General features: G+C 71.8%; 16 protein-coding genes and 1 riboswitch. Of the genes, 10 read left to right on the top strand and 6 right to left on the bottom strand.

Features of this window, described 5'->3' with window-relative positions:
* Positions 1-112: 112 nt before the first annotated feature.
* Positions 113-2,977: an alpha/beta fold hydrolase gene (locus ACWER9_RS04120; RefSeq protein ID WP_452300380.1), complete on the top strand. Its 2,865-nt coding sequence runs from the start codon at positions 113-115 to the stop codon at positions 2,975-2,977.
* The gene (locus ACWER9_RS04115) at positions 2,977-3,843 is read left to right on the top strand and encodes an ABC transporter permease (protein ID WP_452300379.1); all 867 of its coding nucleotides are present in this window, start codon (positions 2,977-2,979) and stop codon (positions 3,841-3,843) included. The genes ACWER9_RS04120 and ACWER9_RS04115 overlap by 1 nt, the downstream gene beginning before the upstream one ends.
* On the opposite strand, the gene ACWER9_RS04110 is transcribed toward ACWER9_RS04115, so the two are convergent.
* Entirely contained in the window at positions 3,833-4,441 is a 609-nt protein-coding gene (locus ACWER9_RS04110) for a DUF4232 domain-containing protein (RefSeq protein WP_452300378.1), read from the bottom strand. The genes ACWER9_RS04115 and ACWER9_RS04110 overlap by 11 nt on opposite strands.
* 173 nt (positions 4,442-4,614) lie before the next feature.
* Here ACWER9_RS04110 and ACWER9_RS04105 point away from each other — a divergent pair, with 173 nt between their 5' ends.
* On the top strand, positions 4,615-5,064 hold the full coding sequence (locus ACWER9_RS04105) for a DoxX family protein (protein WP_452300377.1): 450 nt from the start codon (positions 4,615-4,617) through the stop codon (positions 5,062-5,064).
* Between the two features lie 210 nt (positions 5,065-5,274).
* Here ACWER9_RS04105 and ACWER9_RS04100 read toward each other — a convergent pair whose 3' ends face one another.
* Positions 5,275-5,580, bottom strand: a complete 306-nt coding sequence (locus tag ACWER9_RS04100) for an ArsR/SmtB family transcription factor (protein WP_452300376.1) — start codon at positions 5,578-5,580, stop codon at positions 5,275-5,277.
* Between the two features lie 91 nt (positions 5,581-5,671).
* Between ACWER9_RS04100 and ACWER9_RS04095 the strand changes: the two genes are divergently transcribed.
* The 4 genes from ACWER9_RS04095 to paaN all read left to right on the top strand — a co-directional run bounded on the left by ACWER9_RS04095 (position 5,672) and on the right by paaN (position 11,115).
* Entirely contained in the window at positions 5,672-6,634 is a 963-nt protein-coding gene (locus ACWER9_RS04095) for a DMT family transporter (RefSeq protein WP_452300375.1), read from the top strand.
* 68 nt (positions 6,635-6,702) lie between these two features.
* A riboswitch (SAM riboswitch) is annotated at positions 6,703-6,838 on the top strand.
* 10 nt (positions 6,839-6,848) lie between these two features.
* Positions 6,849-8,135 carry a threonine synthase gene (gene thrC / locus ACWER9_RS04090; protein WP_452300374.1) on the top strand — a complete coding sequence of 429 codons (1,287 nt, stop codon included), beginning with the start codon at positions 6,849-6,851 and terminating at the stop codon, positions 8,133-8,135.
* A 236-nt stretch (positions 8,136-8,371) separates the two neighbouring features.
* Positions 8,372-9,391 carry an N-acetyltransferase family protein gene (locus ACWER9_RS04085; RefSeq protein ID WP_452300373.1) on the top strand — a complete coding sequence of 340 codons (1,020 nt, stop codon included), beginning with the start codon at positions 8,372-8,374 and terminating at the stop codon, positions 9,389-9,391.
* A gap of 50 nt (positions 9,392-9,441) precedes the next feature.
* Positions 9,442-11,115: a phenylacetic acid degradation protein PaaN gene (gene paaN, locus ACWER9_RS04080; RefSeq protein ID WP_452300372.1), complete on the top strand. Its 1,674-nt coding sequence runs from the start codon at positions 9,442-9,444 to the stop codon at positions 11,113-11,115.
* 82 nt (positions 11,116-11,197) lie between these two features.
* Here the strand turns inward: paaN and ACWER9_RS04075 are convergent, their stop codons facing one another.
* Positions 11,198-11,728, bottom strand: a complete 531-nt coding sequence (locus ACWER9_RS04075; protein ID WP_452300371.1) for an N-acetyltransferase family protein — start codon at positions 11,726-11,728, stop codon at positions 11,198-11,200.
* Between the two features lie 325 nt (positions 11,729-12,053).
* Between ACWER9_RS04075 and ACWER9_RS04070 the strand changes: the two genes are divergently transcribed.
* The 3 genes from ACWER9_RS04070 (at position 12,054) to groL (ending at position 15,420) form a co-directional block, all read left to right on the top strand.
* Positions 12,054-12,257 carry a cold-shock protein gene (locus ACWER9_RS04070; RefSeq protein ID WP_124815530.1) on the top strand — a complete coding sequence of 68 codons (204 nt, stop codon included), beginning with the start codon at positions 12,054-12,056 and terminating at the stop codon, positions 12,255-12,257.
* A gap of 95 nt (positions 12,258-12,352) precedes the next feature.
* Positions 12,353-13,525 (top strand): hypothetical protein, encoded by a 1,173-nt coding sequence (locus ACWER9_RS04065; RefSeq protein ID WP_452300370.1) that lies wholly within the window; start codon positions 12,353-12,355, stop codon positions 13,523-13,525.
* A 272-nt stretch (positions 13,526-13,797) separates the two neighbouring features.
* The gene (groL, locus tag ACWER9_RS04060; RefSeq protein WP_354882257.1) at positions 13,798-15,420 is read left to right on the top strand and encodes a chaperonin GroEL; all 1,623 of its coding nucleotides are present in this window, start codon (positions 13,798-13,800) and stop codon (positions 15,418-15,420) included.
* 58 nt (positions 15,421-15,478) lie between these two features.
* On the opposite strand, the gene ACWER9_RS04055 is transcribed toward groL, so the two are convergent.
* The 3 genes from ACWER9_RS04055 to ACWER9_RS04045 all read right to left on the bottom strand — a co-directional run bounded on the left by ACWER9_RS04055 (position 15,479) and on the right by ACWER9_RS04045 (position 19,313).
* Complete coding sequence (locus ACWER9_RS04055) at positions 15,479-15,727, bottom strand: hypothetical protein (protein ID WP_452300369.1); 249 nt, start codon at positions 15,725-15,727, stop codon at positions 15,479-15,481.
* Between the two features lie 78 nt (positions 15,728-15,805).
* Complete coding sequence (locus ACWER9_RS04050; protein WP_452300368.1) at positions 15,806-16,741, bottom strand: GNAT family N-acetyltransferase; 936 nt, start codon at positions 16,739-16,741, stop codon at positions 15,806-15,808.
* 16 nt (positions 16,742-16,757) lie between these two features.
* Positions 16,758-19,313: a S8 family serine peptidase gene (locus ACWER9_RS04045; RefSeq protein ID WP_452300367.1), complete on the bottom strand. Its 2,556-nt coding sequence runs from the start codon at positions 19,311-19,313 to the stop codon at positions 16,758-16,760.
* Positions 19,314-19,329: the final 16 nt, after the last annotated feature.

The raw sequence follows: 19,329 nt of genomic DNA, 5'->3' as shown, positions 1-19,329 counted from the left end.
CCGCGTCGGACGTTGCGCGCTCGCACCCTCACGAGCCACCGATCGGGGCAACCGGACGGACGTACGGCGGATCTCAGCCAACGCTCAGGCGTCGGGCCGTACCGTGTGCCGCATGACATCGCCGTCGCCGGCCGCGTGGTTCCGGCGTGCCCTGCCCACCCGCCGCCGCGCGACCGCCGCCGCGGTGGTCGTCGTGTTGGTGGCCGCCGCCGTGACCTGGGCGGTGTGGCCACAGGGGCCGGGCGTACGCACCGAGAGCACGATGCTCACCGTCCGCTCCGGACCATCCGGCGACCAGCCGGTCAACCTGGACACCACCCTCTACCTGCCGGACGACGCCTCGGCTGGTCGGAAGGTGCCCGCGGTGCTGCTGGCGCACGGGTTCGGCGGCACGAAGGAGTCGGTGCGCTCGGACGCGGAGGAGTTCGCCGGGCGCGGCTACGCGGTGCTCACCTGGACCGCGCGGGGTTTCGGCCGCAGCGGCGGTGAGATCCACCTGGACAACCCGGACTACGAGGTGCGCGACGCCGAGCGGCTTCTCGACTGGCTGGCTGCTCGGCCGGAGGTGCGCACCGACGCCCCCGGCGATCCGAAGGTCGGGGTGGTCGGCGGCTCGTACGGCGGCGGGTTGGCGCTGCTGCTGGCCGCCCAGGACCGTCGGGTCGACGCGATCGTGCCCATGATCACCTGGAACGACCTGTCCCGCGCGTTCCTGCCGGAGAGCACCGGCGCGGCGCCGACCGAGGGCGTGTTCAAGAAGGGCTGGGCCGGCCTCTTCTTCGGCGGGGGCGGCAACGTGGGCTCCGGCCCGGCCGGGCTCTCCGGTGCGACCGCCGCCCAGCCACAGGGCGCACCGATGTCGGCCGGCCCGCCCAGCCCCGACCCCGGTGCCGGCCCGGGCAGTGGTCCCGGTGGCGCCCCGGCGGGTGCCGCCGACCCGTCCTGCGGCCGGTTCGCCGCCGACGTGTGCGCCGCGTACCTCCGGATCGCCACCACCGGCCGCGCCGACCAGGCCGCGGTGGACCTGCTGCGCCGCTCCAGCCCGGCCGGCGTGTTGGACCGGATCAAGGCCCCCACCCTGCTGGTGCAGGGCGAGGCGGACACCCTCTTCCCGCTCGGCGAGGCGGACGCGAACGCCCGTGGCATCGCCGCCACCGGCACCCCGGTACGGGTCGCCTGGTTCACCGGTGGCCACGACGGTGGCAGTGGGCCCCGCTCCGACGAGGACCGGGTGAAGTTCCTGACCGTCCAGTGGCTCGACCACTACGTCAAGGGCGAGGGGGACGCGCCCGGCGACGACTTCACCTGGTCCCGGATCGCCGGCTTCGACGCGCTCGACCGGGGCCTCGTCGCGACCGGCTTCCGCCGCGCCGACTATCCGGGCCTGACCGGCACCGCCCGCCGGGAGGTGACGGTCATCGGCCCGGCGCAGCCGATCGCGAACCCGCCGAACGGCAACCCGGCGGCCATCTCGTCGATCCCGTTCGCGGGCGGGCTCGCCTCGCTGCTGGACGGGGTGGCCGGCGACGTGCCCGGTCAGCACGCCCAGTTCGAGTCCACCCCGTTGACCGAGGCCGTGGACGTGGCGGGTGCGCCCACCGTCACCCTGCGCGCGGCGTCGCCTACCGGCGAGGCGGTGCTCTTCGTCAAGCTCTACGACGTCGACAAGGACGGCGCGGCCACCCTGCCCAACGGCCTGGTCGCCCCGATCCGGCTCACCGGCCTGCCGCAGCAGGTGCAGGACGCCCGCCCGGTCACCGTGACGCTGCCCGGGATCGTCCGCCGGGTGGAGGCCGGGCACCGGCTGCGGCTGGTGGTGGCCACCTCCGACCAGGCGTACACCACGCCCGCCGCGCCGACCGTCTACACGGTGGCGGCGGACGGCGCGGTCAGCCTGCCCACCGTCGACGGCGAGCCGATCCCCACCGCGGCGACGGTCTGGCGCTGGGTGCTCGCCGGCCTGCTCGCCGCGATCCTCATCGGGCTCGTCGTGGTCGTCGCCCTGGTCCGCCGACGGCACCGCCGCCAGGACCGGTCGGTGCATCCGGAGTACGCGGACACCCCGCTGGCCGTGCGCGCACTGCGCAAGGAGTACGCGGACGGCTTCGTCGCCGTATCGAACGTGGACTTCGAGGTGCACCCCGGTCAGGTGGTGGGTCTGCTCGGGCCGAACGGCGCCGGCAAGACCACCACCCTGCGGGTGCTGATGGGGCTGACCCAGCCGACCGCGGGGGAGATCTACGTCTTCGGTCGTCGGCTGGTGCCCGGCTCGCCGGTGCTGTCCCGGATCGGGGCGCTCGTGGAGGGGCCTGGCTTCCTGCCGCACCTGTCCGGTCTGGACAACCTGAAGGCGTACTGGCGGGCCACCCGTCGACCGTGGGAGGACGCACAGTTCGACGCGGCGCTGGAGATCGCCGGGCTGGGTGACTCGGTACACCGCAGGATCAAGAACTACAGCCACGGGATGCGTCAGCGTCTCGCCATCGCCCAGGCCATGCTCGGCCTCCCCGAACTGCTGGTCCTGGATGAGCCGACCGACGGGCTCGACCCGCCGCAGATCGCCGAGATGCGCCGGGTGCTCCAGCGCTACGCCACGGACGGTCGGGCGGTGCTGGTCTCCAGCCACCTGCTGGCCGAGGTGGAGCAGACCTGCACGCACGCGGTGGTGGTGAACAAGGGCCGGATCGTGGCGTCCGGGCCGGTGGAGGAGATCGTGGGCGAGTCGCCGAGCGTGCTCTTCGACGTGACCGATCCGGCGGCGGCACGGGTGGTGCTGGACCGGCTGCACGGGGTCCGGGTGTTGCCGGAGAGCGACGGCCAACTGGTTGTCGACACCAACGGCACGGCCCGCAGCGAGGTGGTGGCGGAGCTGGTGCGCGCCGGCATCGGGGTGGATCGGGTGGTGCCTCGGCGGCGCCTGGAGGACGCGTTCCTCGCCCTGGTGGGCGAGAACTCTCGGGGAAGCGGTGACCGGTGATGGCTGTTATTGACGCGGGTGAGGCCCGTGGTTACCGGCCGTCGGCCACCATGCCGTTCGCGGCGGAGTTCCGTCGGCAGGCGTCCCGGCGGCGGACCCAGCTGGCGCTCGGGTTCATGGTGTTGCTGCCGCTGATCATCCTGATCGCGTTCCAGTTCAACTCCGGTGGCGACGACGACAACGGCAACAACGAGTTCGCCAGCCTGGTCGACCTGGCCACCTCCGGCGGGCTCAACTTCACCCTGTTCTCGATCTTCGTGTCGGCGTCGTTCCTGCTGGTGGTCGTCGTCGCGCTGTTCTGCGGCGACACGGTGGCAAGCGAGGCGAGCTGGGGCAGCCTGCGGTACCTGTTGGCGATCCCGGTGCCCCGGGCGCGGTTGTTGGCGGTGAAGCTGGTGGTCGCGCTCGCGTACTCGGGTCTGGCTCTGCTGCTGTTGGCGGGCACCGCCTTGCTGGCCGGCACCCTGCGCTACGGCTGGTCACCGCTGCGCAGCACGGTCGCCGCCGAGCTGGAGCCCACCGAGGGGTTGCTCCGGTTGCTGGCCGTGCTGGGCTACCTGGCCGTCGTACTGCTTGTGGTTGCCGGCCTGGCGTTCCTGCTGTCGGTGACCACGGACGCCGCGCTCGGCGCGGTCGGTGGTGCGGTTCTGCTGTGGATCCTGTCCAGCATCCTGGACCAGATCACCGCCCTGGGTGCGCTGCGTGACTTCCTACCCACCCACTACAGCACCGCCTGGCTGGGGCTGCTCTCGACTCCGGTGCAGACCGACGACGTGGTACGCGGCTGCATCTCGGCGATCAGTTACGCGACGCTGTTCTGGGGGCTGGCGTTCTGGCGCTTCACCCGCAAGGACATCACGTCGTAGCCTTCTTCCAGGCGCTGACGCCGATCCGGCCGGTGTTGCCGAGGTCGATCGGCCCGTCCGGGTCCACCTCCTCGGCCGGTTGCCCGGCGGCGGGTGCCACCGTCAGAAACTCGCCGTTGGTGGCCACCACCGTCGAGTCGGTGACAAGGTTGCGCCAGAGCACCACGGCGGTGGCCCGCTCCCCGGCGGCGAGGGTGACCGGCCGGGGTGGTTGGTCGAAGCCCGAGGTGATCTCCTTGGCGCCGTTGACCACGCGCAGCATGATCGGCTCACGCTCCTCGTCGAACACGTGCAGCACCGGATACCCGTTGAGCTGGTAGGGGCGGTGACCGCAGTTGACAAGCTCCACGCCGAGGGCGCGCAGGCCCATCGCGGCGTCCCCGCCGGTCGACCGGATCCGAATACCGCTGGTCGGGCACTCGACCGACGGCGTAACGCTCGCGGACGGGCCCGCTTCCGGGCTCGACGCGGCGGGCGGCGGCCCGGTCGGGTCCCCGCCCTGGCCGCGATGGTCGCCGGGGGTGCAGGCGGCGAGCAGAAGGGCCGCCGCGATCGCTACGCCGGCCCGTCGCCGTGTTGCCGTGTGGCTGGAGATCATCCACCGATCCTCTCCCATCAAGGCGCCCCACCGCTGCTTGCACTTGCTGTTGCGGCATCAGGGGTCACACCGCTTTCACGAGGGATCTTCCCACCAGCAAGGAAGTTATGTTCTTCGATGTCTGTGTCCTTCACGATTGACGAGACCTATTCGCTCTCTTCGATGGAGGTTCGATGAACGTCTCTCGGCTCGGCGGGCCGATCCTGTCCCTGTTCCGCATCGTGATCGGCTTGCTGTTCACGCTGCACGGCCTGTCCTCGGTGTTCGGGTTGTTCGGCGGCAACCCGATGACTGGCAAGGCGGTACCGTTCGGCACCTGGCCCGGCTGGTGGGCCGCCCTGATCCAGCTGGTCTGCGGCGCCCTGGTGCTGGTCGGGCTCTTCACCCGACCCGCCGCGCTCCTCGCCTCCGGCTCCATGGCGTACGCCTACTTCGTCGTGCACCAGCCGGACCACCTGCTGCCGCTGCACAACGGCGGCGAACTGTCGGCCCTCTTCTGCTGGTCGTTCCTGCTGGTCGCCGCGCTCGGCTCCGGCCCGTGGGCGCTCGACGCACTGCTCTCCCGACGCCGCACCGACGCTCCGTCGTCCCGGGTGGCCGAACCCAGCCCGGTGTCCGTCTGACCGCACCCGTTCCGCGCGTCGCCGGAGCCCCGACGAGGTGGTTCCGGCGACGCGCGCCGGGGAGTGGTCTGGGGGAGCGGTCGGTCGGGTGATGCCGTGAACGATTCAGCTCCAAAGGCTGCGCGGGGCAGGTCCGTGGCCAGGGGGCCAGGGGCGGGAAGGTCCGGGAATCGGGCGCGGTGCAGGTCCGGGACCAGGGAGTCGAGGCGGTCAGGCCGGCGGGCGGGAGGCGAGGACCGCGTCCAGCAGGCCGGGGTAGAGCTTGTCCACCTCGTCGCGGCGCAGCCGGACCAGTCGACTGGTGCCGGCGGCCCTGGTCCGGGTCAGGCCCGCCTCGCGCAGCACCTTGAGGTGGTGGCTGCGGGTCGCCTTGGAGACGCCGAAGTCGAGGCTGCCGCAGGCGGCCTCGCCACCCTCGGCAAGTGCCCGGACGATCTGTAGCCGCACGTCGTCGGCGAGTGCGGCCAACACGCTTGTGACCGGGACGTCGGTCAGGTCGGGCTCATGCGGCTCCATGTGACCAGTGTAACCCTTGTTCGACAATGATCGAACAAGACCCTATGGTCGGTGTCGTTGGTTCGACGATACTCGAACATTGGAGTTACCGATGCGATCCCGCGCCACCGCGTACCCACTGGTCGCCGTGCTCGGCTGGGGCGTGATGTTCCCGATCCTGGCCAGTGCGCTCGACCGGGTCGACCCGCTCAACCTGACCACCGCGCGCTACCTGCTGGCCGCCGTCGTCCTGGTCGCCATCCTGCTGCTCCGCGAGGGGGCCGGCGCGCTGCGGCACGGTGGTCGGGCGGGGGAGGTCGTGGTGCTCGGAGTGGTCGGCTTCGCCGGCTTCAACCTGCTCACCAACCTGGCACTCGAACACGCCGCACCGCAGCAGATCTCTCTCTTCGTGGCCACCACCCCGGTGATCACCCAGCTCGTCCGCTGGGCTCGCGACGGCGTACGCCCGAAGCCGCTCCTGTTGGCCCTCTCCCTGGTGGCGCTCCTCGGAGTCGGCCTGGTGATCACGCGCGGCAGCCTGGCCGGGCTCGGCCAGTTCGGCCTGGGCGGGCTGATGATGATCGGCGCGGTGCTGGGCTGGGGCATCTACACCCACGGTGCCAGTCGGTTCGGGGAATGGTCCCCCCTGCGCTTCACCACCCTGACCGCGCTCGCCGGTACGGCGGCCATGCTCGTCCTGAGCATCGGCGCCGACGCGGTCGGTTGGCAGCACGCGCCGGCCGCCGCCGACCTCGCGGCGGTCGCCCCGCAGTTGGCGTACGCCGTGCTGGTGGGTGCGGTGATCTCGGTCCTGGCCTGGAACACCGGTGTGCAGCGACTCGGTTCCGCAAACGCCGCGCTGTTCATGAATCTGGTCCCGGTGACCACCTTCGCGGTGCAGATCGCCCGCGGCTACCACCCGGAGCCCGTCGAGCTGGTCGGGGCCGCCATCACGATCGCCGCCCTGATCGCCGCGAACCTCGCCGCCCGACCCCGGACCCCGGCACTGCCAGGGCCGAGCGCCGTCACCGACCCGGTCGCGGTGACCGACCCGGTTGCGGTGAGCGCCCGCTGACCCACTGTGTGGGATCGGCGGTAGCAAGGGTCGACAGCGTTGTCCTAGACTCGGCGGCACAACTGAATACCTCATCCAGAGGGGCTGAGGGATACGGCCCGACGACGCCCCGGCAACCACCCCGCGCGCTCACCGCTGAGCGACCCGCGGGGCAGGTGCCAATTCCGTCCCCGCCGCACCGTGCGATGCGGGGAAAGATGAGAGGACTCTCGACATGACGTCGACGCTCGTCACCTCCGGCATCGACACCTCGGCCAGCCCCGCCCGCGCCCTGGTCTGCCGTGCCTGCTCGGCCCGCTACCCGCTCGCCGCCCAGCACGCCTGTTACGAGTGTTTCGGCCCGCTGGAGGTCGACTACGACGCCGCCGCGCTGGCCACCGTCACTCGCGAGCAGATCGAGGCCGGCCCGAACAACATCTGGCGGTACGCCGCGCTGCTCCCCGCTGGTCAGGACCCGGCCAGCCGGGTAAGCCTCGACCCGGGGCTCACGCCCCTGGTGGCGGCCCCGCACCTCGCCGCCGAGCTGGGCATCACCGCGCCGCTCTGGGTCAAGGACGACAGCGCCAACCCCACCCACTCGTTCAAGGACCGCGTCGTCTCGGTGGCGCTCACCGCCGCCAAGGCGCTCGGCTTCACCCGGTTCGCCTGCGCGTCGACAGGCAACCTGGCCAACTCGGTGGCCGCCCACGCCGCCCGCGCCGGGGTGCCCTCGGTGGTCTTCATCCCCAGCGACCTGGAGCAGGGCAAGGTCATCACCACCGCCGTGTACGGCGGCGAGCTGGTCGCCATCGACGGCTCGTACGACGACGTCAACCGGCTCTGCGGCGAGCTGGTGGAGACCGACGAGTTCGAGGACACCGCGTTCGTCAACGTGAACGTCCGGCCGTACTACGCGGAGGGCTCCAAGACCCTCGGCTACGAGGTGGCCGAGCAGCTCGGCTGGCGGATCCCGGCGCAGGTGGTCATTCCGATGGCCAGCGGCGAGCTGCTCACCAAGATTGACAAGGCGTTCTCCGAGCTGGTCGAGGTCGGCCTGGTCGAGGCGCCGGCCGGTGGTTGGAAGGTCTTCGGCGCGCAGTCCGCAGGCTGCAACCCGATCGCGACCGCCCTGCACGCCGACACGGACACGATCATCCCGGTCAAGCCGACCGGCATCGCCAAGTCGCTGAACATCGGCGACCCGGCGGCCGGTCTCTACGCCCTGGAGGCGGTCCGCCGCACCGGCGGCTGGATGGAGTACGTCGACGACGACGAGATCCGTGCGGGCATCCGAGACCTGGCCCGCACCACCGGGGTCTTCGCCGAGACCGCAGGCGGGGTGACAGTGGCGGTGCTGCGCAAGCTCGTCGAGTCCGGTCGGCTCGACCCGACGGCCGAGACCGTCGTGTTCAACACCGGCGAAGGTCTGAAGACCATCGACGCGGTGGCCGGCCAGGTCGGGCCGACCCACCACATCAAGCCCTCGCTGCGCGCCGCCCGGGACGCCGGTCTCCTCGGCTGAATCCAGCCGGTGACTGGGTTTTCGCTGTGAGTGTGGAAAAACCGCCGCTACGGACTTGACGGCAGGAACCGGACGGCGCAAGATGCTCCGTGCGGGAGGGCATTTCGCCGAAGACTTTTGAAGTTCTTGCGACCCAACGCCGGAGGCGTTGTGCGAGTGTCCCTCCCGACCACGTCCGATCGGGCCAGCGATTAATCGCTGGCCCGATCGCTTTTCCCCGGTGCACGCTCGACGGCATGAGCATCACGATCGCGCCGTTCGACGGCGCTGACCGGGCCTCGGTCGACGAGGCGTACCGGATCGGGGCGGCGGTCAACGACGCCGATCTGCCGGACTTCCCGCCCTCCTGCCGGCGCCGCTTCGACGCGCTCTTCCACACCCCGATGCCCGGCACCCGGTCGCTCTGGGCGTTGGCCCGACTCGACGGCGTGCCGGCCGGCTACCTCCAGCTCGACCTGCCGCAGCTCGACAACCCCGACAACGCCACCGCCGAGCTGATGGTGCGCCCCGAGCTGCGGCGTCGGGGGGTGGGTCGGGCCCTGCACGAGTACGGGGTGCGCCTGCTCCGCGAGCACGGCCGCAAGCGGGTCGTGGCGATGGCCGTCTCCGCGCTGCCCGGCGGGCCGGACCGCAGCGGGGCGGGCGGTGCGTTCGCCGCCGCGATCGGAGCCCAGCCTGCCCTCGCCGAGGTACGTCGCCGACTCGACGTCGGCGAGATCGACCGGGTCGCGCTGCGGGCGGCGCTCGCCGAGGCCCGGCCGCGAGCCGAGGGCTACCACTCGGTCTGCTGGCAGGGAACAACCCCGCAGGAGTACGTCACAGACGTCGCCTACCTCGACGGTCGGCTGCTGATGGACGCGCCCATGGGCGACGTGCAGTGGGAGCCGGAGCAGGTCGACGCCGAGCGCATCCGCGGCAACGAACGGGCGCTGGACGCCCGGGGTCGGCGCCGCTACCACCTCGGGATGCGGCACGAAGCGTCCGGCCGGCTTGTCGCGTGGACGCTGCTGGACGTGGGCGCCTCCGCCGACTGGCACGCGTTCCAGCAGATCACCATCGTCGACCCCGCACACCGTGGGCACCGGCTCGGCCTCATCGCCAAGGCGGAGAACCTGCACCACCTGCTGACCCACGAGCCGGCGGTACAGGTGATCGACACCTTCAACGCGGCAAGCAACAGCTACATGGTGGCCATCAACGAGCAGCTCGGCTTCCGCCAGGTGGACGCCTGGACCGACTGGCAGCTCACCCTCTGACGGGTGTCGGCGCTACTGCTCGCGGACCCGACTCAGGCATGATTGCGGGCATGACGGAGACCCCGCATCCCCTGTACGACAGGCACGCCGACACCCTCAACCGTGCGCTGACCGCGATCACGGAGCGGGGCTACTGGTCCGCCTATCCCGAATCCCCGAGCCCCCGGGTGTACGGCGAAACCGCCGCCGCCGACGGTAAGGCCGCCTTCGAGGCGTACCTCGGTGGTGACTTCCCGCTCGACCAGCCCGGCAGCGGCGCACGGGTCGCCACCGAGACGAGCCCCTTCGGGGTTGAGTTGGCGGTGCGGTACCCGCACGCCGGCACCGACGAGCTGGTCGACGCCGCCACCGCCGCGCTGCCGGCCTGGCGTGACGCCGGCCCGCAGGCCCGGGTGGGCGTCTGCCTGGAGATCCTCGACCGGCTGCACAAGAACATCTTCGAGCTGGCCAACGCGGTGCAGTTCACCAGCGGGCAGGCGTTCGTGATGGCCTTCCAGGCCGGTGGCGCGCACGCGCTGGACCGGGCGCTGGAAGCGCTGGCGTACGCGTACGCCGAGATGACCCGGCACCCGGGCACGGCGGGCTGGGAGAAGGCCGCCGGCAAGGGTGACCCGCTGCGGATGACCAAGACGTTCCACGTGGTGCCGCGTGGGGTGGCGCTCGTCATCGGCTGCAACACCTTCCCGACCTGGAACTCGTACCCCGGGCTGTTCGCCTCGCTCGTCACCGGCAACCCGGTGATCGTCAAGCCGCACCCGCGCGCGGTGCTGCCGCTGGCCATCACCGTGAAGTACGCCCGGGAGGTGCTCGCCGAGGCCGGGTTCGACCCGAACCTGATCATGCTGGCGGCCGAGGCGCCCGGCGAGAAGCTCGCAAGCGACCTGGCCCTGCACCGCTCCATCAAGATCGTCGACTTCACCGGTTCCACCGAGTACGGCGACTGGCTGGAGACCCACGCCCGGCAGGCCTCGGTCTACACCGAGAAGGCCGGCCTCAACACAGTCGTCGTCGACTCCACCGACGACTTCGCCGGCATGTGCCGCAACCTCGGTTTCACGCTCACCCTCTACAGCGGGCAGATGTGCACCACCTCGCAGAACATCCTCATCCCGGCTGGGGGCATCGAGACCGACCAGGGGCACAAGAGCTTCGACGAGGTGGCCGGCGGGATCGCCGCCGCGGTCGGCAAGCTCACCGCGGACCCGGCCCGAGGCGTGGAGCTGACCGGCGCGATCGTCAACGACGGGGTGCTGGAGCGGCTGGCCGAGGTCACCAAGGTCGGCGAGCCGGTGCTCGAGTCGCGGGTCGTCGCCCACCCGTCGTACGCCGACGCGGTGGTGCGTACCCCGACGATCGTGAAGCTGACCGCTGACGACGCCGAGACGTACGGCCGGGAGTGGTTCGGGCCGATCTCGTTCGCCATCGCGACCGACTCCACCGCGCACAGCCTGGAGTTGCTGCGCCGGACTGTCGGCGAGAAGGGCGCGCTCACCGCCGGGGTCTACTCGACGGACGAGGCCGTGCTGGACGCCGCCGAGGCGGTGGCGGTCGAGGTCGGGGTGCACCTGTCCTGCAACCTCACCGGCGGCGTCTTCGTCAACCAGTCGGCGGCGTTCTCGGACTTCCACGGCAGTGGTGCCAACGCGGCCGCCAACTCGGCGCTGACGGACGGGGCGTACGTGGCCAACCGGTTCCGGATCGTGCAGTCGCGGCGACACGTCTGATTCAGCTGCTCTCGGTGATCAAGAGGTTTGCGTCAACATCAGCGCCGTTTCTGACGCAAACCTCTTGATCACCGGACCGGGGTCAGGCGGGGCGGCGCATCTGTAGCTCGGTCAGCGCCGGGATGGTGGGGTGGGGGACCCGTACACCGGTGTCCTTGAAGCCCAGGCGCTGGTAGGCGCGATAGGCGCGGTCGTTGCCGACCACCACCTCGAGCAGCAGCTCCGGGCGGCCACAGGCTCGGGACCAGGCGGCCACCCCGTCGATCAGCTCGCCCAGCAGTCCGCTGCCGCGCCAGGTCGGCGTGACGTACACGGCGTAGATCACGGTCAGCCCGGGTTCGTTCGGCGCGGTCGTGCCACCGGCGTGCCCGACCAGCCGGCCGCCCGGGTCGGCGATGAACTGCGCGTTGCCGGAACCGGCCGAGGTGTACGCGACCCGGGCGGCGTACTCGTTGTGCGGTCGGGCTGCCGCGTCCGCCAGGGTCTCCAGGAAGGCCAACGGCGCGTCGGCAAGCATCTCCAGGCGCAGCGCCCGCATCCGGGCGGCGTCCTCCGGGCGGACCCGACGGATCTCCGCGAGCCGCAGGGCCGACGGGCCCATGTCGGTGGTCATGTCCGCATGCCTACCACAGCGGCTGGACATCGTTTCGTGTGCTCTGCCGGAGTGCCGTCAGCTCGGCTGCGCCCTGCGGCCCACCCTTTCACTCGCAATGACGCGCGCGAATCCGACGGATCGGGAACCCGACCGATCAGTGTGGTCGGAACGCCCCGAAGTGTGTCCGATTTGTGGCCGTGCGCGGCCGTCACTCCTCGTGTAGCGTGCGATTTCGGTCACCTATGTCAATGGCGGTCATCGATCGCTGAGTCGGTGGTCGGTGGTGCCCGGCCGTGCCGTGCACCGGGTCAGGCAACGCCGCGCAGAGTGAGGGAAGTGCACCGTGGCACAGGGCTCCGTGAAGTGGTTCAACGCTGAAAAGGGCTACGGCTTCATCGCCGTCGACGGCGGTCAGGACGTGTTCGTCCACTTCTCCGCGATCGAGATGGACGGTTACAAGGCGCTGGACGACGGTCAGCGGGTCGAGTTCGAGATCGCCCAGGGCCAGAAGGGTCCGCAGGCCGAGCACGTGCGCGTCATCGGCTGATCTTCCTGGCCGATCGGCCCCGCGAGTCGGGGCTGCGGCAGGGGCGTGCAGCCGGGAAGATCGTGAACCGTTCCAGTCGATGCCGAGGAGCGTTCATGACCGACCAGCCACCCCCGCCCTCTCCCTCCACCGGGTCGGGGGAGCCGGACCCGTCCGACCCGTCCTCGCCCCCCGGCAACCCTGGCCAGGCAGCTCCGCCGCCCGGCTGGGGGCCGGGCCTGCCTCCGGCTGGGCCGCCCTCCGGCCCGGCCGGTCCGCCTCCGGGCTGGGATCCGGCGCAGGGTGCCTGGGGTGCCACCCCGCCACCGCAGGGCTGGGCGTTCCCGCCCACCGGGGGCTATCCGCCCGGGTCGGGTCCCTACCTAAGGCAGCCGTGGTATCCGGGGCCGCCGGTGGGCTGGTACCCGCCGGGGCACGGGTTCGACCCGAACGACGCCCTTGTCACTCCGCCCGGCGCCGGCCTCGGCGCCTGGTTCAACAGGTGCGGCGGAGCGCTGCGCCGGGGCTGGCGGCAGTTGGTGCCGATCATGCTGCTCACCCAGGTGCTGCCGGCGGCGGTGCTCTCGGTGCTCTCGCTCGGGCTGGACCCGTCCGCGAAGTGGGCCGCCCAGGCCGGGTCGAATCCCACACCCGTGCTGCCGGACAACTTCGCCGTCGAGGTGCTGAGCCTGCTGGTCGTGCTGATCGGCGGCAGCGTGGTGGTCGGGTTGGTGCAGGCCGTCGGATGGGCGTCCGGCACCTGGGTGATCACCCGGCAGGCGGCTGGTCAGCCGGCCAGTCTGGAGGCGGCGCTGCGCTACGGCCTGCGGCGGGCGCTCGGGCTGTGGGGTTGGACGCTGCTGGTCAGCCTGCTGATCGGCGTCGGCGTCTGCTTCTGCGTGCTGCCGGGCATCTACCTGGCCTTCGCGCTGAGCATGGCCGGCCCGGTCTACCTCTTCGAACGCCACAACCCGATCGGTCGATCGTTCCGGATGTTCCACGACCGGCTCGGTCTGCTGCTCGGGCGGGTGGCCCTGGTGGCCCTGGCGGTGATCGTCGGCACCCTGATCCCCGGTGGCCTGGAGGGGGTCGGCACCTCCGCGTTCGGTACGGATCCGTTCGCCTCGGCGGGCACCGCGGTCGGGGCGGTGGTGGTGATCGGGATCACCGCCGTGCTGGCCCTGCCGGCCCACCTCGCGCAGATGATCGGCCTGCTGGTGACGTACGCGGAGCAGCGCGCCCATGAGGCGCCGGTGAACACCGCTGGACTGGCCGCCGAACTCGGCTGAGCGGCGGCATCGTGCTTGCACTCGGCAGGGGAGAGTGCTAAACAAGTCATTGGCACTCGCATACCGTGAGTGCCAATGGTCGGGACGGTGGGGCCAGGTTGCACCGGTGTGGAGACGCCGGGGCGGCACATGGCCGGTCGTCGCGGGCTATCCGGCCCGGCCGAAGGACGTCGTCGTCGCCAGGTGGCGACGTCCCAAGGTGCGTACACCAGGCGGCCCATCCGGGGCACACATCTCGGGTGGCCCGTGAGTGTCCAGGAGGACAACGCCGTATGGCCAAGATGATCGCGTTCGACGAAGAGGCGCGCCGCGGCCTCGAGCGGGGCATGAACCAGCTCGCCGACGCCGTAAAGGTGACCCTCGGCCCCAAGGGCCGCAACGTCGTGCTCGAGAAGAAGTGGGGTGCCCCCACCATCACCAACGATGGTGTGAGCATCGCCAAGGAGATCGAGCTCGAGGACCCGTACGAGAAGATCGGCGCTGAGCTGGTCAAGGAGGTCGCCAAGAAGACCGACGACGTTGCCGGTGACGGCACGACGACGGCGACCGTCCTGGCCCAGGCCCTGGTTCGCGAGGGCCTGCGCAACGTGGCCGCTGGCGCCAACCCGATGGCCCTGAAGCGGGGCATCGAGGCTGCGGTCGCGAGCGTCTCGGAGGAGCTGTCCAAGCTCGCCAAGGACGTCGAGACCAAGGAGCAGATCGCCTCCACCGCCTCCATCTCCGCTGGCGACAGCACCGTCGGCGAGATCATCGCCGAGGCGATGGACAAGGTCGGCAAGGAAGGCGTCATCACCGTCGAGGAGAGCAACACCTTCGGGCTGGAGCTGGAGCTCACCGAGGGTATGCGCTTCGACAAGGGCTACATCTCGGCCTACTTCATGACCGACCCGGAGCGTATGGAGGCCGTCTTCGACGACCCGTACATCCTGATCGCCAACAGCAAGATCTCGTCGGTGAAGGACCTGCTCCCGATCCTGGAGAAGGTCATGCAGTCGGGCAAGCCGCTGCTGATCATCGCCGAGGACCTGGAGGGCGAGGCCCTCGCCACCCTGGTCGTCAACAAGGTCCGTGGCACCTTCAAGTCGGTCGCCGTCAAGGCGCCGGGCTTCGGTGACCGCCGCAAGGCCATGCTGACCGACATCGCCATCCTCGCCGGTGGCCAGGTCATCAGCGAGGAGGTCGGCCTCAAGCTCGACGCCGCCAGCGTCGACATGCTGGGCCGCGCCCGCAAGGTCGTCGTGACCAAGGACGAGACCACCATCGTCGACGGTGCCGGTGACGCCGAGCAGATCCAGGGCCGGGTGAACCAGATCCGGGCCGAGATCGACAAGAGCGACTCCGACTACGACCGGGAGAAGCTGCAGGAGCGGCTGGCCAAGCTGGCCGGTGGCGTTGCGGTCATCAAGGTCGGCGCGGCCACCGAGGTCGAGCTCAAGGAGCGCAAGCACCGCATCGAGGACGCCGTTCGCAACGCGAAGGCCGCCGTCGAGGAGGGCATCGTCCCGGGTGGTGGCGTCGCGCTGGTGCAGGCCGGCAAGACCGCCTTCGACAAGCTCGACCTGGTCGGCGACGAGGCGACCGGTGCGAACATCGTCAAGGTCGCGCTTGACGCCCCGCTGCGGCAGATCGCCGTCAACGCCGGCCTCGAGGGCGGCGTCGTGGTGGAGAAGGTCCGCAACATCGAGGCCGGTCACGGCCTCAACGCCGCCAACGGCGAGTACGTCGACCTGCTGGCCGCGGGCATCATCGACCCGGCCAAGGTGACGCGTTCGGCGCTGCAGAACGCCGCTTCCATCGCGGCGCTCTTCCTCACCACCGAGGCTGTTGTCGCGGACAAGCCGGAGAAGACCCCGGCTGCCCCGGCTGGCCCGGGTGGCGGGGACATGGACTTCTGAGTCCAGTTCCGACACACCGAACGGGGCGGGCCGCTGACGCGGTCCGCCCCGTTCGTCGTCAGGTGGGTAGTGGGCGCTGGTTGCGCCGTTTCTGGGCCCGGTCGTACGGCGGCAGCAGTTGGATCGGCGCGTCCACCATCTCCTGCGGCTCGTCGGCCGCCGACGACTCACCGTCGGTGGTCATCTCGGCCAGTTGCTCGGCGTCGCCGTAGTCGAGCCGGTCGAACGGCAGTTGGCCGGGGAGTTCACCTACCGGTTTCCAGGTGATCGGCGGGCCGTCCTCGGTCTGGTTGTCATCCGTGGTCATGGCTGCCTCCTCTACCGAAACGGTAGGGGGCGTCGATGGCCGATGCGGGCGAATGGATCCACGTCCCGTTTGCCCCGGTTACGCCGCCGGTAGGGTCCGCCGGTACAGGAAGAAGACCCGTTCGATCCACGCGCCCGCGCTGCCCGAGTAGAACGGCACCGGCCCCACCCAGCCGATCTGTGCCCGGTCCAGCCCCGCCGTCCGCTGGTCGCGCAGGCAGCGCCGCAACAGCACCCCGCCGATGCCCGACCCCTCCGCTGCGGGCGCGGTGCCCATCGGCCCGAACCAGCTCGGCCGGGACGACCCGTACGCGGCGAAGCCGAGCAGCTCACCGTCCCGCTCCGCCAGGTGGCAACCGGCGTCGGGGCGCCCCACCGATCCGGCCAACTCGCCATCCCACGTGCCGCCGAAGGCGGACCTGGCGAACGCCGTCAGCGCCGGCAGATCCGTCGGCTCCGCACGTCGTACGGTGACGCCCTGGTCGGCCAGCCGCCGCTCCGCCGCCTCGGTGGACCGCAGCGCCGGCGACCCGTCGTACGACAGGTCCGCGGTCATGTTCCAGGCGGTCCGGTCCTGCTGGTAGCCGAGCGCGAGGGCGGCGCAGATCGCCGGCGTGTAGCGGACGTCGATGCCCGGCCACGCGTAGTACGGCGGATTCCCGGCCAGCAGCACCTCGGTCGCCCCGCGCTCGGCGAGCACCCGCTCGGCCCGCGACAGCAGTGCCCGGCCGACGCCCCGACGCCGCTGGTCCGGGAGGACCGCGACCAGATCCACGTGCCCGACTCCCGGCTCGGTCGACGACACCGAACAGATCAGCACGCCGACCAGATCCGCGCCCCGGTACGCGCCCAGCCCGACCACCTGCCGGTCGGCGGCGGCCCGTGGCCAGAGTACGTCCACGATGGCGGCCGCCTCGGCGGCGTCCTCGGGCAGGTCCAGAGCCTGCCCGCAGAGCTGTACGACGCTGGGGGCCAGGTCGGCGGTCAGCTCGGTGACGGTGATCTCGGCGTCCATGGTCGCCGACCCTAGATCACCGGGTGCCGGGTCGCGCCTCCTGGGCGGCGCGAACGGCGGCGAAGGCGTCGACCTGGCCGGCACCCGTGATGTTCGACGGTTTGCCGCAGGCGTCGGACGGGTTCCCGGAGCGGTAGGTGGGCGTCGCCGCCGTCGCGGTGTCCCGCAGGATCTGCCGGGTGCGGGTCACGTCGCCGACAAGGTCCGGGTTCGCCGACCACATCAGCGCCACCACCCCGGCCACCTGCGGGGTCGCCATCGACGTGCCGTCAAGCGCGGCGTACGTGCCGCCGGGCATTGCCGACACCACGCCCACTCCCGGTGCCAGCACGTCCGGCTTACCGGAGCCGCCCGGCACCGGCCCGCGCGAGGAGAACTCGGCGACCCGCCGCTGGTCATCCACCGCCCCCACGGTCAGCACGTCCGCGTACGGCGCTGGTGGGTCGTCGATCGACGCGCACCACGGGCCGGTGTTGCCGGCCGCGGCGACCACGAAGATGCCTGCGGCGTCGAGTGCGGCGGTGGCCGGCCGCAGCACCCGCTGGTCGCAGCCCTCGATGGACGGGCACCCCCAGGAGTTGGTCAGCACCTGCGGAGCGCGCTCCGGACGGCCGTCGGTGAACGGGTCGCCGCCGGACGGGAAGGGTGCCAGCATGAACTGGAGACAGTCCAGGTAGTGGCCGGGACTGCCGAGGTTGCGGTCCAGGTTGACGCAGCCCACCCACTGCGCGTCCGGCGCCACCCCGATGCCGTCCCGCCCGACCGCGCTGCCCACCGTGTGCGTGCCGTGCCCGCCCTGGTCGGTGGGGCTCCGGGTGTCGTCCCACGGGTCGTACCAGGAGTCGTCGCCACCACGGAACCCGGCTCGCAGCGCCGGATGGGTGCCGTCCACCCCCGAGTCGGAACTGCCGACCACGACGCCGGTGCCGGTCACCCGCAGCTGGGACCACACCCGGTCGGCGCCGATCTGGCGGATGTTCCACTCCGGGCCGGTGGGCGTGGGCGCGGAGCCCTGACTCTGCCCGGCCGGCGCCGGCAACGGGCGTAGGCGCTGGCTGACCAGCACCCGGGCCACCTCCGGACGGCCGGCGAGCCAGGCCCGTACCGCCGGGCTGCCGTCCACCTCGACCGCGTTGACCAGGTAGTACGACACCGGGTCGAGTCGCAGTCGATTCACCTCCCGCAGCAGGTCGCCCTGGCTCTGCTCGGCGGTCGTCACCAGCCGCCGGTAGACCTCCGCCGCGCGGGCGTCCCGGCCGGCCCGCCCCGGCGCGGCAGCCGGGAGACCACTCAGGTCGGCCTGGGCGCGCAGCACCACGAACAGCCGCTCGCCGTACAGGCCCGGCTGGCCGGGGCCGAGGTCGACCACGCCGAACGTCACCAGCAGCACCACGGCCGCCACCGCTGCGGCCCGCCGGTTCGGAGTGCGCGCCGTCGGCCGGGCGAGCAGCACCGCGTACCCGATGGCGACCAGGACCGCGACGGCGAGCCCGACGCCGGCGGCGACCGCAACCCAGAACGGAACGTCCCGGGTGCCGACCAGCAGCAGGCTGATTTCCTCCGGGTCGGTGAAGGCCAGCGGGCCGAGCGCGGCCAGGCCCACGAGCCAGCCGGTCGCCGTCCGGCCGGCGCGGGTCGCCTCGGCCGGGCTGATCGTGGGCCGCCAGGTGGCGGCCCAGAGCGCGGCCAGCGCGAAACCCACAGGCGGCAGGGTGAGCAGCGCGGGCAACTGCGCGCCGGACTGGCCCGTCCCGGCCGCGAGCAGGAGCAGCGCCACCCCGGCGACCGGGCCGCCGACCATCACCAGCCGCGCCGGCCGGGGCGGTCGCCCGACCGCGAACGGAGACCAGAAGGGGGCATCCAGCAGCGCCGCGGCCAGCACACCGAGCGCGGCGGCCGCCAGCAGCGCCAGCGCGGTCTCCAGGAGACCGCCGAGCGCGCCCAGCCAGGCCCACGGCAGCAGCAGCGCCAACCCGGCGGCGACCGCGAGCAGCGGCACCGCCCCCGGTCGGCGCACACCCCCTCCGGCCGGCGCCACCTCTCCGACAACCTCGCGCCGCGTGGCGTCGCCGTCGGTGGTGGCCTCGGGTCGTGTGGCGTCGCCGTGCCCGGTGGGTGCCGGGCCGCCGATCGCGCCGACCAGCCCGGGGTACGCCCACCGGCGCGCCGCCCAGCGCACGGCGAGGGCGCCGAGCGATGCGGCGCCCGCCAGCGCGGCGAGGTAGGCCTCATGATGCACCTGTGGCACGACACGCAGCGGTGTGAGCAGGCCGAGAGCGAGTGCCCCGATCAACCAGGCCCGCCCGGTGGCCCGGACCGCGGCCGACCGGGGCAGGACCGCCAGCAGCAGGGCGGGCGTGCCGACGACCACGACTGTGGCCAGGCCGAGCACCGGCCAGAGCCAGCCGATGCGGTCCCGCCCGAAGGTCAGCAGCACCTGGTCGGTGACCCAGCCACCGGTCTGGGTGCCCACGGTGACCGCCACCGTCCAGCAGCCGACGAACACGGCCGCGAGCACCGGCCAGGGGGAATGGCGGGTGCTGATTCCGGGATGCGCAGGGTGACCGTGCATCCGAGAACCTTACGAC

The sequence above is a fragment of the Micromonospora sp. NPDC003944 genome (genome assembly GCF_053605225.1).
The sequence above is the reverse complement of the archived record's forward strand: the minus strand, read 5'-3'. Positions and strand labels throughout refer to the sequence as shown.

What these genes read in the sequence shown, in the direction of transcription:
- ACWER9_RS04120 (WP_452300380.1), top strand. Translation starts at nt 113, where the DNA reads ATGACATCGCCGTCGCCGGCCGCGTGGTTCCGGCGTGCCCTGCCCACC.
- ACWER9_RS04115 (WP_452300379.1), top strand. Translation starts at nt 2,977, where the DNA reads ATGGCTGTTATTGACGCGGGTGAGGCCCGTGGTTACCGGCCGTCGGCC.
- ACWER9_RS04110 (WP_452300378.1), bottom strand. Translation starts at nt 4,441, where the DNA reads ATGATCTCCAGCCACACGGCAACACGGCGACGGGCCGGCGTAGCGATC.
- ACWER9_RS04105 (WP_452300377.1), top strand. Translation starts at nt 4,615, where the DNA reads ATGAACGTCTCTCGGCTCGGCGGGCCGATCCTGTCCCTGTTCCGCATC.
- ACWER9_RS04100 (WP_452300376.1), bottom strand. Translation starts at nt 5,580, where the DNA reads ATGGAGCCGCATGAGCCCGACCTGACCGACGTCCCGGTCACAAGCGTG.
- ACWER9_RS04095 (WP_452300375.1), top strand. Translation starts at nt 5,672, where the DNA reads ATGCGATCCCGCGCCACCGCGTACCCACTGGTCGCCGTGCTCGGCTGG.
- thrC (WP_452300374.1), top strand. Translation starts at nt 6,849, where the DNA reads ATGACGTCGACGCTCGTCACCTCCGGCATCGACACCTCGGCCAGCCCC.
- ACWER9_RS04085 (WP_452300373.1), top strand. Translation starts at nt 8,372, where the DNA reads ATGAGCATCACGATCGCGCCGTTCGACGGCGCTGACCGGGCCTCGGTC.
- paaN (WP_452300372.1), top strand. Translation starts at nt 9,442, where the DNA reads ATGACGGAGACCCCGCATCCCCTGTACGACAGGCACGCCGACACCCTC.
- ACWER9_RS04075 (WP_452300371.1), bottom strand. Translation starts at nt 11,728, where the DNA reads ATGACCACCGACATGGGCCCGTCGGCCCTGCGGCTCGCGGAGATCCGT.
- ACWER9_RS04065 (WP_452300370.1), top strand. Translation starts at nt 12,353, where the DNA reads ATGACCGACCAGCCACCCCCGCCCTCTCCCTCCACCGGGTCGGGGGAG.
- groL (WP_354882257.1), top strand. Translation starts at nt 13,798, where the DNA reads ATGGCCAAGATGATCGCGTTCGACGAAGAGGCGCGCCGCGGCCTCGAG.
- ACWER9_RS04055 (WP_452300369.1), bottom strand. Translation starts at nt 15,727, where the DNA reads ATGACCACGGATGACAACCAGACCGAGGACGGCCCGCCGATCACCTGG.
- ACWER9_RS04050 (WP_452300368.1), bottom strand. Translation starts at nt 16,741, where the DNA reads ATGGACGCCGAGATCACCGTCACCGAGCTGACCGCCGACCTGGCCCCC.
- ACWER9_RS04045 (WP_452300367.1), bottom strand. Translation starts at nt 19,313, where the DNA reads ATGCACGGTCACCCTGCGCATCCCGGAATCAGCACCCGCCATTCCCCC.